General features: G+C 72.0%; 10 protein-coding genes and 1 pseudogene. 4 read left to right on the top strand and 7 right to left on the bottom strand.

Going from position 1 to position 13,209, the window contains the following annotated elements; all coding sequences use genetic code 11:
* Positions 1–39: 39 nt before the first annotated feature.
* Positions 40–942 (bottom strand): DMT family transporter, encoded by a 903-nt coding sequence (locus tag RC1_RS14710; RefSeq protein WP_234703781.1) that lies wholly within the window; start codon positions 940–942, stop codon positions 40–42.
* A gap of 356 nt (positions 943–1,298) precedes the next feature.
* On the opposite strand from RC1_RS14710, the gene RC1_RS14715 reads away from it, so the two are divergent.
* The gene (locus RC1_RS14715) at positions 1,299–1,613 is read left to right on the top strand and encodes a BolA family protein (RefSeq protein WP_012568226.1); all 315 of its coding nucleotides are present in this window, start codon (positions 1,299–1,301) and stop codon (positions 1,611–1,613) included.
* 170 nt (positions 1,614–1,783) lie between these two features.
* Positions 1,784–2,176: a ribbon-helix-helix domain-containing protein gene (locus RC1_RS14720; RefSeq protein WP_012568227.1), complete on the top strand. Its 393-nt coding sequence runs from the start codon at positions 1,784–1,786 to the stop codon at positions 2,174–2,176.
* Positions 2,177–2,198: 22 nt separating this feature from the next.
* Here the strand turns inward: RC1_RS14720 and RC1_RS14725 are convergent, their stop codons facing one another.
* The 6 genes and pseudogenes from RC1_RS14725 to RC1_RS14750 form a co-directional block, all read right to left on the bottom strand.
* Entirely contained in the window at positions 2,199–2,813 is a 615-nt protein-coding gene (locus RC1_RS14725) for a hypothetical protein (protein WP_012568228.1), read from the bottom strand.
* A gap of 177 nt (positions 2,814–2,990) precedes the next feature.
* Positions 2,991–4,058, bottom strand: a complete 1,068-nt coding sequence (locus tag RC1_RS14730; protein ID WP_012568229.1) for an Abi family protein — start codon at positions 4,056–4,058, stop codon at positions 2,991–2,993.
* A gap of 1 nt (position 4,059) precedes the next feature.
* Positions 4,060–5,217: an ISAs1-like element ISRce1 family transposase gene (locus RC1_RS14735; protein ID WP_012567939.1), complete on the bottom strand. Its 1,158-nt coding sequence runs from the start codon at positions 5,215–5,217 to the stop codon at positions 4,060–4,062.
* Between the two features lie 472 nt (positions 5,218–5,689).
* A complete protein-coding gene (locus RC1_RS14740; RefSeq protein WP_012568230.1) occupies positions 5,690–7,396 on the bottom strand; it encodes a methyl-accepting chemotaxis protein in 1,707 nt (568 codons plus the stop codon).
* A gap of 404 nt (positions 7,397–7,800) precedes the next feature.
* Positions 7,801–10,404 (bottom strand): ABC transporter permease, encoded by a 2,604-nt coding sequence (locus tag RC1_RS14745; protein WP_012568231.1) that lies wholly within the window; start codon positions 10,402–10,404, stop codon positions 7,801–7,803.
* Between the two features lie 109 nt (positions 10,405–10,513).
* Positions 10,514–11,219: pseudogene (locus tag RC1_RS14750) on the bottom strand (ABC transporter ATP-binding protein); the annotation flags it as partial.
* Between the two features lie 118 nt (positions 11,220–11,337).
* Between RC1_RS14750 and RC1_RS14755 the strand changes: the two are divergent.
* Positions 11,338–12,021, top strand: a complete 684-nt coding sequence (locus tag RC1_RS14755) for an arylesterase (RefSeq protein WP_336884699.1) — start codon at positions 11,338–11,340, stop codon at positions 12,019–12,021.
* Complete coding sequence (locus RC1_RS14760) at positions 12,018–13,163, top strand: FIST signal transduction protein (RefSeq protein ID WP_012568233.1); 1,146 nt, start codon at positions 12,018–12,020, stop codon at positions 13,161–13,163. The genes RC1_RS14755 and RC1_RS14760 overlap by 4 nt, the downstream gene beginning before the upstream one ends.
* Positions 13,164–13,209: the final 46 nt, after the last annotated feature.

Raw genomic sequence — 13,209 nt, forward strand, 5'->3', positions numbered from 1 at the left:
TCGGGTGACAAGGACGGCGGGGGCGGGAGCGCAGCGGGATCAGCCCCGCCCGCTCCCCGGGCGGCGGTTTCCCAGGCCCCGGCTTTCCGAGAGCGCGACCAGCACCAGCCCGCTGCCGATCAGGCCCAGTCCCGTCAGGTTCGTCCAGGTCAAGGGCTCGCCCAGCCACCAGGCGGAGAGCAGCAGCCCCACCACCGGCGTGCCCAGCGTGCCCAGCGACGTGGTGATGGCCGGCAGCGCCCGGGTCACCGTCACCATGGCCCAGAAGCAGAAGGCGGTGCTGACCGGGCCGTTGTAGACCAGCACGGCGGCCAGGGTGCCCGACCAGTCGATGCCGCGCCCGCCCTCCAGCAGCAGGGCCGCCGGCACCAGCACCAGACTGGCGACCAGCGCCTGCCACGGCCCCAGGGACAGGGGCGTGCCCTCCCAGCGGTGGCCGCGCACCTGCACGATGTTCACGGCCCAGGCCAGGGCGGCCAGCAGCAGCAGCCCGTTGCCCAGCAGCACGCCCCGGTCGCCCCAGTCGAACCCGGCCGGGTTGAACAGCACGGCGACGCCCGCCAGCCCGGCCACCAGCCCCGCCCCCTTCATCCAGGTCAGCCGCTCGCCCAGCACCAGCATCGCCATGGGCAGCACCCAGAGCGGCGTCGTGTAGGACAGGATGGCCGAGCGGCCGGCCGGCACGATCTGGAGCGCCAGCGCGATCAGCAGCACGAAGGCCGCCATCTGCAGCAGCCCCACCCAGACGACGATGCGGCGGTCGTGGCGCGACGGCAGCCGCGCCTGCCCGGCCGCCGCGGCGACCAGGAACAGGGTGGCGCAGCCCAGCACCATGCGGGCCGCGGCGAAGGTGACGGGCGGCATCAGCTCCACCCCCACCTTCATCACCGGCCAGTTCGCCCCCCAGAGCAGGATCACCAGCCCCAGCAGCAGGGCAGCCACGGCCGGCCGCACCGGGACGCTGCCCGACGGCCTGCTGCCCGACGGCCCGCTGCCCGATGGCCCGCTGCCCGGGGGGGCGCTTCCCGAAGGTCCGGAAGCACCGGGCGCGGCGGTGGCGGGCGCGGACGGCAGGGGATGGGAAGGCGGGGGGCTCGTGTCGTGCATCGCGGGTCCGGGGAAAGCGGGACGGGAAAGCGCAACTGGAAAGCGGAACGGACAGGACGGAAACGGGCGGCCGGAGAGGTCGGCGGGATGCTGCCGGGCGGTTGCCAGGAACGGCCGGGCGCGGCACTGTCGCCCGACGCGGCTGCGCCCGCCAAGGATAGCGGGGACGCCATGCCCCGAGGGAGGCCATCTTGGACTACAGGACCCGCATCGAAGACAAGCTTACCCGGCACCTGGAGCCGGTCCGGCTCCGCATCAAGGATGTTTCGCACCGGCATGCCGGCCATGCGGACCGGCGTGTCTCCGACGCGCCCGAGGGGGGCGAGACGCATTTCTCGGTCGAGGTGGTCTCCGCCCGGTTCGACGGCATGGCCCGGCTCGCCCGGCACCGGCTGGTCAACGAACTGCTGGCGGACGAGCTGAAGGAGCGGGTCCACGCGCTCCAGCTCCGCACCCTGACCCCGGCAGAGGACGCGGCGGCGGCCGACAGCCCGCGCCGGCGCTGACCCCGTTGAAGGGATGCGCAACCCTTGGGGTGTGTAATTTCGGGGTCATTGCCCGATCGGCGGGAAATGGGTTGAACAGGTCATAGGACTGTCCATAATATAGCATTCAGGCGGGGCCGTCGGGTCCCGCCGTCCGTCCCTGACCGTCCCTCCCAGCCGGAGCGTCCGCCGTGCCGCCGCGTTCGAAACGTCTGTCGGGCAATGCCACACCGGGGGAAAGCCCCCAGATCATCCGCAATGTCACCGTGCTGGGCCAGCGCACCAGCGTCCGGCTGGAGCCGGAGATGTGGGACGCGCTGCTGGACGTCTGCCGCCGCGAGGGCCGCAGCGTCCATGAGGTGTGCAGCCGGATCGCCCAGGCGAAGCCGCCCGCCGCCTCGCTGACGGCGGCGATCCGGGTCTTCCTGCTCTCCTACTTCCGCCGCGCCGCCACCGAACAGGGGCACGCCCGCGCCGGCCATGGCGACGGCCGCGCCGGGGTCATGGAGCGCACCTTCCCGGGCACGCCCGCGACGCCCCTCTCACCCCCGGCGTCCGCCGTCCCGCTTCCTCCCTCGTCCTGACCCGGCGACGGCCGCCCCGCTCTCAGCCGCCCGTCGGGCTGGCAGGCTGGCGCGAGGGCGGTGGCGGTCCGGCCGGGCGCTCCGTTCCGCCGGGACCCGGCGGGCTGCCGGCTTCCGGCCCCGTCACCGGCTCGCCCTCCGCCGTCGCGTCCGGGTCCGCCGCCTCCGGTCCGGGCGCTCCGGGGACGACCCCGCGGTCCGGCGCCGCGTCCGGCAGGGTCGGGTCCAGCGGCGGGGCGACGCTGCCCGGATGCGGTCCGGGGGTGGTGACGCCGGCGGGGCTCTCCAGCCCCACTTCCGGGTCCACCAGATCGACGCGGTCGTCCACCTGCGTGTCCAGCCGGTCCGCCTCCGGCACCGGAGCCGCCGGCCCGGCCGGGTCGCCCGCCGTCCGGCCCGGCGGCGCCGGCCGCACGATGTCGGCCGGGGGCGGCGGCGGTTCCGTCAGCGGCGAGGCGGGCCGCCCGGCCGGGGTGGACGGCCCCGCCTGCCCCGCCGCGGGCAGGGGGAGCAGCAGGGCCGGCAGCAACAGGAACGGCATCAGGCGCCGGCGGACCGGCGCGGGGGCGGGCGCGCGGGCCGGGCGCTGGTCGATCGACTGTTCCGTCGGCAGTCCTGTCGGCATGTCTGTCAGCATGGGGGATCGCTCCTCGAAAGCGTGTCCCCGCCCAACAGCCACTCCCCAGGCCGGTTCCGCCCCGCGGGTGCCCTCCGCCCCGCCCGGCTCAGGCGGCGGCCGCCTTTTGGCCCGGATCGCCGGACCTGGCCGCCGCCTTTCCCAGTACGCGGTATGTAATGATCGGGAGGCCGGGGATCAGTACCGGCGATGGGCGCGGATCAGTACCCCGGCGGCTTTTCCGCGCGGATCCACACCTACGATCATGTCTGTCCCCGGCTGTTTCAGGACATCGATGGCGTCCGCCAACGGCACTCCCGCATCCATTGCGACCCAGCTTCCCGTGATGTCCATGGCGGTGAGGAGGTCATCAACGGTTCGTTCTGAAAGTAAGGTGAAGCCGCCATTCTGCTGAAGGTCGAAGGAAACGTATCTGACCAGATCGAGAGGGCCGAAGGCTGCCGTCGGCGCGCCGGTGCTGCCCACGCGCACAGCAGCCTGGTGGGCACGATCGAAGCGGCTGGCGACGATGTCCAGTCGGGTCGTTCCCAGGACCTCGACGAAGTCCGGCGCCAGCCGGTCGCCGAGCGATACGAAGCCGGCGACCGGACCGTGCGGCCGGGTCCGGATGGCCGTACTGACGGTGGAATGATGCTTCAGCCAAGCTGCCGTTTCTCTGCATCGCAACGACACGATATCGACGATCTTGGCGTGGATGTCCGTGACGTTGCGGTCCAGGATCGGTTCATGATGGGCGACCCGATTGCGGAACTCGTTGATCTCCCGGACAATCTTCTGGATCTCATGGCGTGTCCGTCCGCGCTGGATGTTCGGGAAGACGATATTGAGATTTGTCCGCCAGAACTGGCCATAATCAGGCCGCAGCAGGTTCGACCAGAAGTCAAAGGTCAGTTCGGCGACGACGCGGCCGCGATCCGCATTGATCCCCACCCGATTGATCGCTTTTTCAAGGGCTTCCAGACTCTCCCTGGTCAGAACAGAGTGGTGGAGATGTGGGGTTCGATGCCAGTTCTCGCCGTAGACATCGGCAAATCGCGCATCGATCGCGTTGCGTAGCGTGACCTCCACGACGCCCAGCGGGAACATGAAGGCCTGGGCAACCCGGACATTGTAGAGATAGAGAGCCAGCGCATACCGTTCGTCGTTACCGCCTTTATTGAGGTAGGTCTTGAACCTGGGCTCCGAGAGCAACGCACGCAGGGCGGCAATCTGATGGGGATGATCTGGACAGGGCTTCGAATCCAAGTTAAGGGATGGCGGGGTTGAGGAGAGAGGCGAGGTAGTCGTCCGACCATCCGGCCATTTTTCGGCGCGTCTTGAGCGACTTTTGGTCGTTGGCTGCGCGGATGAGGTTGAGGGCGAAGTGGCGGACGACGGCCATGTTCTTGGCACCGTGGCCGGTTCGCAAGCGCGAGAGATCGTCCTTGAAGAGGACGTCGAGCACCCAGTGCAGCCTGTTCTCGATGCCCCAGTGCCCGCGGACGGCGTCGGCGGCGTGTTCGGCGGTGAGCGGGGCGGAGGAGATGAAGTAGCGGGTGTCGGTCCGCGTCCGGTCGGCGATGTGGGCTGTGGTGTGGACGCGGACGATGGCGGCGACGTCGGGCAGGCGCATCTCCCCAGGAAACCGGCGCGTGCCGGAGAGCCAGTCGACCTCACGGATCACGCTCACGTGGCGTTCTTCGACCCGGCCGTGCCCCTTGTCGAGGTCGTGGTGGTGGTCAGCGCCGTCGCCGACGGCGAACGCCGCCTCGAGCTCCGCGCGCAGCGTGGGCTGGTTGGCCTTGACGGCGAGGAGGTAGTCGGCGCCCTGGCCCCGGATCGCGGCGGCGATGGTCGGGTTGGTGGCGATGGCGTCGATGGAGACGAGGGCGCCGGCCAGCCCGCCGTTCTCGCCGAGCCGATCGAGCAGCACCGGAATCGCCGCAAGCTCGTTGGCCTTGTCGGGGACCGCCTCCTGGGCGAGCACCAGGCGGGAGGTCGTCGCGAAGGCGGATACGAGGTGGATCGGCGCGGTCCCGGCGCGGCGGTCGTGGCTGCGCCGCGAGGTCTTGCCGTCGATGGCGACGAAGTCGGCCCGCCCCGGAAAGGTCGCACGTACCCACGCGGTGAAGGCGGCCGAGAACAGCGCCGGATCGATCCGGTTCATCAGGATCGTCAGCCACCGCTCGCCGGGAACGCCGTGCGCGTAGGGCAGATGCCGACGCAGGAACGGCAGGTGCGCCGCACCCCAGGCCGCGATGTTCTCGTAGTCGTCGCAGTCCGCCATCGTGCCGCACACCACCAAAAGCAGGATCTCCGGCAGCGGATGCAGGATCCGCCGCTCATCCCGCGGGTCCTCTATCCGGCTGAAATGCTCCAAAAGCACCCGAAGCCGCGACTTCGAACCCCAATCGTCCTCGTCCATGACGCCGATCCCGTGCCGTCCGATAACACCGGCCCACAGAATCAGCAGTTCCGCAATCTGTCACCCGCTGTCACATGAGTTCAGTGCCCTGCAGATCTGGATACGGGGCTTGACTCTCTGCCATTCGCTCGCCTATGGTCCCAGAGAGCAGTTGACCGGCCCCACTGGCTTTCAGCTACGCGCCGCCAACATCGTTCATTGAGCACCAGGTCAGGCCAGTCCTCACCTGGTGTTTCTATTTTTAGCCTGTTTTCCGCTCGGCAAGAAGCGCCCCCGAATGGATCGGCGCCTCTCGTGGCTCATCCAGCCAGGACCGATGCCCGCTGCGCCGGTCACGGTGACAGCGCCGCCGCCGGTTATCGTGCAGCTTCCCGCCCCACAGCCGCCTCCGGCCCGGCCGAGCCCTGATCCACCCTGATCCGGTGCAGGGCGGGCCCCGCCCGCCCCGCGGGTGCCCTCCGCCCCGCCCGGCTCAGGCGGCGGTCCGGGTGCCGTCTTCCGCCGCGGCCATGGAGGTGCGGACGACGCTCACCAGCACGGTGCGCAGGTCGCTGACCGCGTGCGCCACGTCGGCGGCGGTGGCGCGCACCGTGTCGGCGTGCTCGCCGGTCGCCGTCGCCTCGGCGGAGACGGCGGCGATGCGGGTGGAGACCTCGCGCGCCGCGTCGGCCGCCTGGATGATGTTGCGGCTGATCTCCTGCGTCGCCGCGCCCTGTTCCTCCACGGCGGCGGCGATGGTGCCGGCGATCTGGTCCATCTCCTCGATGGTGTGGCCGATCTCCTGCACCGCGGCCACGGCGGTGCGGGTGACGGCCTGGATCTCCGCGATCTGGCGGCCGATCTCGTCGGTCGAGCGGGAGGTCTGGGCGGCGAGGTTCTTCACCTCCCCCGCCACCACGGCGAAGCCCTTGCCGGCGTCGCCGGCCCGGGCTGCCTCGATCGTGGCGTTCAGCGCCAGCAGGTTGGTCTGGGCCGCGATCTCCGCGATCAGGGTCGCCACCTCGCCGATGCGGGCGACCGTCTCGGACAGGGTGTCGATGGTGCGGCGGGTGTGGTCGCCCTTCTCCACGGCGCGGCGGCTGACGCTGCTGGCATAGCTCACCTGGGTGCCGATCTCGCGGATGGAGGCGGCCAGTTCCTCCGCCGCGGACGCCACGGTCTGCGCGTTGTGCAGCGACTGCTCGGCGGCGGCGGCCACGTTCTGGCTGTTGGCCGTGACCAGCCCGGCCGAGGTCGCCATGGCGCCGGCATGGGCGTCCATGTCGTGGGTGCGGGCGGCGACCTGATCCACGGCGCTGCGCGTCTCCGTCTCCACCTTCTCGGCCATGCTCTCCAGGGCGGCGTGGCGGCGCCGTTCGGCCTGGGCGCGCTCCTCGGCCTGGGCGGTGCGCAGCCGCCGCGCCTCCAGCCCGTGGCGCTTCAGCACCTCCACGGCGCGGGCCATGCGGCCCATCTCGTCGGTCTTGTCCGTGTGCGGCACGGCGACCGAGTAGTCGTCCCGCGCCAGCACGTCCAGCGTCGCCGTCAGCCGGGCGATCGGGCGGATCACCCGCAGCAGCACGGCCAGCGCCCCGCCGACGGCGGCGACGATGCCGATGGCCAGCAGCAGTTCCGCCAGCCGGATGGCGACGGACTGGCTGTGGCGGGAGGTCTCGAAGATCAGCCCGGCATCGCCGACCTGGAGGTCGATGATGCGGCCGATCGTCTCCGTCACCGGGTCGATGGTCTGGTACAGCCGGTCCTTGACGAAGCCGTCCAGGGCCGCGCGGTCCTGCTCCTGAAGGATGCGGGTCAGGTCCGCGATGGCCGCGTCCGCGCTGCGGAAGCGCGGCAGCGCCTCCTCCAGCAGGGCCTGTTCGGCGGCGCTGAAGCGGCGGCCGGTGGTGAAGGTCGCCCACTCGTCCCGGATGTCGCGCACCGCCTTGGCGACCGAGGCCCGCCCCTCCGCCCAGGTGAAGTTGCCGTTGCGCACCTTGTGCGAGGCATCCACGACGAACACGGCATAGGCGTCGGAGATCACCTTCAGGTTCCGCTGCGGCACCACCTTGTCCTGGTACAGGGTCTCCAGGTTGCCGCTGGCGTCGGACAGGGTCTTCAGCCCCACCGCCGCCGTTCCCACGAGCAGGAGCCCCAGCGTCGCCAGGACCGCCAGGAGCATGGTCTTGATATCGAGCCGCATCACGAAGCCTCAGGAGGGCGCGGGGCGTCGGGCCGGACGGGCCGGTCCGGGAGGGGGACCCGCCACCGCGAAGGAAGACCGCTGTGTAGCGGATGGGATCGGCCCGCGCAAACAAACTCAAGACCAGCGAAAATTTTCGGCGCATTAATCTGGTGGCGTCCCGGGAGTGGCGAAGTGTCCGGCGGCGTTATATTGGAATATGCGCCAATTCCAGGTTGTCGGCTCTTGGCGAGTGTTTCGATTTCCTGGATGTAGTTTGCATTTTAACTAATTATTAAGCATTTAAATGGCATGTCCGGGCGTGAGCCGGGTAACAAAAAGCCGGCGGGATCGCTCCCGCCGGCCTCTGTCCGCATTGCGGACGGTTCTCATTTCAAGTGCCCGCCCTGCGGACAGCTTCCATCCTATTCGTTGCGCAGCAGCGGGGCGGCCGGCTGGCCCAGCGCCCGCCAGGTGCCGATGAAGCCCAGCCCCAGGGTGATGCCGGTGCAGAGCAGCGCCGTCGTCGCCACGGCCGAGGGCAGCAGCACGAACTCCAGCTCCATCACCCGGGTCAGCACGGCCCAGGCGACGAGGCTGCCCAGCAGCGACGCCACCGCCGCCGTGATCAGGCCCAGCAGCCCGTATTCCAGCAGGAAGGCGCGCAGCACCGTGCCGCGGGTGGCGCCCAGCACCTTCAGCACGACGGCGTCGTAGACCCGGCGGCGGTGCCCCGCGGCGATGGCCCCGGCCAGCACCAGCGTGCCGGCCAGCAGCGTCACCGCCGCCGTCACCCGCACGGCCATCCCGATGTTGGTCAGGATGCTTCCCACCGTCTCCAGCGCGTCGCGCACGCGCACGGCGGTGATGTTGCTGTACCGCTCCGTCACCGCCCGCTGCACGGCCAGTTCGGAGTCCGGCTCCGCCCGCACGGTGGCCAGCCAGGTGTGCGGTGCCGCCTCCAGCACGCCGGGGGAGAAGACCAGCGTGAAGTTGATCCCCATGCTGCGGAAATCCAGGTCGCGCACGACCGCCACCTCGGCCTCGATGTCGCGGCCCAGGATGTTGATCGCCATGCGGTCGCCCGGCCCGATCCCGAAGGCGTCGGCGATGTCCTTGTAGACCGCCAGCTTCGCCGGACCGCGGTAGTCCGCCGGCCACCAGCCGCCGGCCAGCACCTTGTCGTCCGCCGGCGCCTCGGCCCGGTAGGTGACGCCGCGGTCGCCGTTCAGCACCCAGGCGTGCTCGCGGTTCACCACCGCCTCCTCCGCCGGGCGGCCGTTGACCGTGCTGATGCGGCCGCGGAGCTGCGGCACCCGGTTCAGGTCCGCCGTGCCCGGCACCGCCAGCACGGTGCGGGAGAAGTCGTCGAGCTGGTCGGGCTGGATGTCCACGAAGAAGAAGGCGGGCGCGCCCTCCGGCATCGTCTCCAGCACGGCGCGGCGGAAGTTGCCCTCGATCAGGGCGATGGCGACCAGCACCGTCAGCCCCAGCCCCAGCGACAGCACCACGGCCCCGGTCGGGTTGCCGGGCCGGTGGATGTTCGCCAGCGCCAGCCGCAGCACCGGCCGCCGCGGCCGGCCCAGCCGGGCCGCGACGCGCGTCACCAGCCAGCCCGCCGCCCAGAAGGCGCCCAGCGTGGCGGCGCTGCCGGCGACGAAGGCGGCGGCGAACAGCTTCGCGTCGGCCGTGCCCACGGCCAGCCCGGCCAGCCCCGCGACCGCGGCCAGCAGCAGCGCCAGAACCAGGGGCCGCGGCCGGCCGCCGCCCGGCGCCACCGCGTCGCGGAACAGCGCCGCCGCCGGCACCTCCCGCGCCCGGCCGAGCGGCCAGAGCGAGAAGGCCAGCGCCGTCAGCAGACCGAAGCCGGCGGCCACGGCCAGCGCCTCCGGATAGACCCCGATGCGGGCGGTGATCGGCAGCAGCCCGGCCAGCGCGCGGCCGGCCAGGACCGGCGCCACCGCCCCCAGCAGCAGGCCCAGCGCCGTGCCCAGCAGCGCCAGCGCCAGGATCTGCGCCAGATACGCCTCGAAGATCAGCCCGCCGCGCGCGCCCAGGCATTTCAGCGTGGCGATGGTGGCGGTCTTGCTCTCCAGATAGCTGCGCACGGCGTTGCCGACGCCGACCCCGCCGACCAGCAGCGCGGTCAGCCCGACCAGGGTCAGGAACAGGGTCAGCCGGTCGATGAAGCGGGCAAGCTGCGGGGCGGCGTCCGTGAAGTCGCGGATGCGCCAGCCGGCAGCGGGGAAGGTCTCCTCGACCGAAGTGCGGAACGCCGCCGGATCGCTGCCCGGCGGCAGGCGCAGCAGATAGCTCCAGGTGATCAGGCTGCCGGGCTGCACCAGATCCGTCGCCGCGAGCGCGCCGTCGGCCACCAGCAGCCGCGGCCCCAGGGAGAAGCTGCCCGACCCGGCGCGGTCCGGTTCGCGCGCGATCAGGCCGCGCACCTCCAGCACGGCCTCGCCCACCGCCACCCGGTCGCCGGGGGCGAGGTCCAGCCGGGCGGCCAGCGTGTCCTCGATCAGCGCGCCCCAGGTGCCGCCGCGCTCGGCCAGCGCCGCCTGCACGTCCGTGCGGTCCTGCACCAGGGCGCCGTCCGCGATCTCGAACGTGCCGTAGAGCGGATAGGCCGGCCCGACCGACTTCAGCTCCACCAGGGCGGAACGGCCGGCATCCTGCGGGTCGCGGGCCATGGCCCGCATCTCCGCGCTGGTCAGCAGCGTGCCGCGTTCCGCCAGCCAGGCACGCTGGTCCGGTGTCGCCTCGCGGTAGAGCAGGCGCAGCGCCACGTCGCCGCCCAGGATGGCGCGGCCGTCGCTGCGCAGCGCGTCCAGGATGCCGCCGGAGACCGACTGCACCGTGGCGATGGCGCCCACCCCCAGCGTCAGGCAGGCCAGGAAGATGCGGAACCCGGTCAGCCCGCCGCGCAGTTCGCGCCGGGCGATGGTCAGCGCCAGCCGCGCCTGGGTCCAGAACCCGGGGGCGGCGGCGTCGGGGCGCGCCACGGCGCCGTCGGTCAGCGCGGTCATGGCCGGGTCACTCCGCCGGGACGGCGCGCGCCGGCCGTTCCTGCCCGCCGCGGTCCCGGCTGTCGCCGGGGGCATCGGTGCGGCTGTCGCCGCGGGCATCAGTGCGGCTGTCGCCGCGGCCGTCGCTGACGATCAGCCCGTCCACCAGCCGCACCACCCGGTCGCACTGCCGGGCCAGACCGGGATCGTGGGTGATCAGCAGGATCGTCGTGCCCTTGCGCGCCGCCAGCCCGAACATCAGATCGATGACATGCCGGCCGGTCTCTCCGTCCAGGTTGCCGGTCGGCTCGTCCGCCAGCAGCAGGGCCGGCTCCGGCGCGAAGGCGCGGGCCAGCGCCACGCGCTGCTGCTCGCCGCCGGGAAAGCTGGCCGGGATAATGGCCCAGCCGGTGCCCCAGCCCGACCGACTCCAGGGTCGTCCGGGCGCGCTCGAAGGCGTCGGGCAGGCCGGCGAATTCCAGGGGAATCGCCACGTTCTCCAGCGCCGTCATGGTCGGGATGAGGTGGAACGCCTGGAAGACGATCCCCACATGGTCGCGGCGAAAGCGCGCGAGGGCATCTTCGTCCAGGCGCGTCAGTTCGTGCCCGTTGACCCGCACGCTGCCGCCCGTGGGCGGCTGCAACCCGCCCAGGATCATCATCATGGACGATTTGCCCGAGCCCGAAGGCCCCACCACGCCGACCCGTTCGCCGGCCGCGACGTCCAGATCTATGCCCTTGAGTATGTTGACGGTTCCCGCGGCGCTGTCCAGCTTAAGGCGGACCTCCCGGAGAAGGACGACGGGTTCTTCGGCGGACGGCAGGGTATCGCCCATGTCTCTCTCTCGCAGCGCGGAAACAGACAGCCGATATGGCTTCCGACGCCGGCTTTTCAACGCAAAGCTCGTCAGGGCAGCGCTCGTCAGGGCAGCGCTCGTCCGGGGCGGCCTCGCCGTGCTGGCCGTCTGGCTGCTGCTGGCCGGCCCGCCCGCCGCGGCGGCTCCGGCTCCCGCTACCCTCGTCGTGCTGGGCGACAGCCTGTCCGCCGGCTATGGCCTGCCGCGGGAGGCTGCCTTCACCAGCCGGTTGGAGGCCGCGCTGACGGCGCGGGGCTACGACGTCCGGGTGCCGGATACCGGCGTCTCCGGCGAGACGACGGCCGGCGGGCTGTCCCGGCTGGACTGGATCCTGGCCGACCGGCCGACCCTGGTGCTGGTGGCGCTGGGCGGCAATGACGGGCTGCGCGGCATCGACCCCGCCGCCACCCGCGCCAACCTGGACGCCATCCTGACGAAACTGGCCGAGCGCGGCGTGCCCGCCGTGCTGGCCGGGATGCTGGCCCCGCGCAACCTGGGCCGCCCCTATGCCGAGGCGTTCGACGCCCTGTTCCCCGAGCTTGCCCGCAGGCACGCCGTGCCCTTCTATCCGTTCTTCCTGGAGGGCGTGGCGATGCGGCCGGAGCTGAACCTGGAGGACGGCATGCACCCCAATGCCGAGGGCGTGGCGGTGATGGTGGCGGGCATCCTGCCGACCGTGACCGCGGCCCTGGAGCGCGCCGGGGTGGTGCCGGAGGGCGGCGGCGGTCCCGAGGGCGGTCCCGCTCCCGCCGGGGCTGCGGAGGGGAGGACGGCGCCATGAGCATCACCGACCTGGCCGGCAGGACCGACACCGGATTCGCCTCCGCCCTTGCCGTCGGGGCGGACTGGGCCGACGCGGCGAAGAACTGCCTTGCCGCCCTGCCGTCGGCGCCGGGGGCCAATCTGGGCTTCGTCTACGTCACCGACCCGCTGGCCGACCAGCTTTCCAGCATCGTCACCCTGTTCCGCGGCGTCACCGGCGTGGACCAGTGGGTGGGGTCGGTGGGCATGGGCATCGTCGGGCGCGGGACGGAGGTGTTCGACCACCCCGCCATCGCGGTGCTGCTGACCACCCTGCCGGCGGACGCCTTCCGGCTGTTCCCGGCCGTGAGCGACGGCATGGCGCCGCTGGAGGAGGCGGCGGGAACCTGGCTCGCCACCCGGCAGCCGCTCCTGGGGCTGGTCCATGCCGATCCGCGCACGCCGCGGCTGCCCGACCTGATCGCCGCCGTGGCGCGGCGGGCCGGTGGGTTCCTGGTCGGCGGGCTCTGCGCCTCGCGCGGGGAGCAGGCGGTGCTGGCCGGGCGGGTGGCGCAGGGCGGGCTGTCGGGGGTTCTGTTCTCCGACCGGGTGGCGCTGGCCACCGGCCTGACCCAGGGCTGCAGCCCGATCGGCCCGACCCGCACCGTCACCGATGCCGAGGCCAGCATCATCAAGGAGATCGACGGCCGCCCGGCGCTGGAGGCGCTGCGCCACGACGTGGGCGAGCTGTTGGCGAACGACCTGGAGCGGGTGGCCGGCTATGTCTTCGCCGGGCTGCCCATCGCCGGATCGGACACGGGCGACTATCTGGTGCGCAACCTGCTGGGCATCGACCCGCAGCGCGGCTGGATCGCCGTGGGCGAGCCGGTGGCACGGGGCCGGCCCCTGCTGTTCTGCCGCCGCGACCGCGCCGCCGCGGAGGCCGACCTGAAGCGCATGCTGGGCCAGATGAAGCGCCGGCTGGGCGGTGGCACGCCGAAGGGTGGCGTCTACATCTCCTGCATCGCCCGCGGCCCCGGCCTGTTCGGCGACCCCGACCACGAACTGCGCGCCATCGCCGAGCATCTGGGCGACTTCCCGCTGGCCGGCTTCTTCGCCGGCGGCGAGATCAGCCACGACCGCCTCTACAGCTACACCGGGGTGCTGACGCTGTTCCTGTGAGGGTGGGGGGCGGCACGGCACGCTTGGAAAGCCGGACGCGATCCGC

Origin of the sequence: Rhodospirillum centenum SW (genome assembly GCF_000016185.1) — a bacterium.
In the GTDB taxonomy this organism is placed as follows: Bacteria; Pseudomonadota; Alphaproteobacteria; order Azospirillales; family Azospirillaceae; genus Rhodocista; species Rhodocista centena.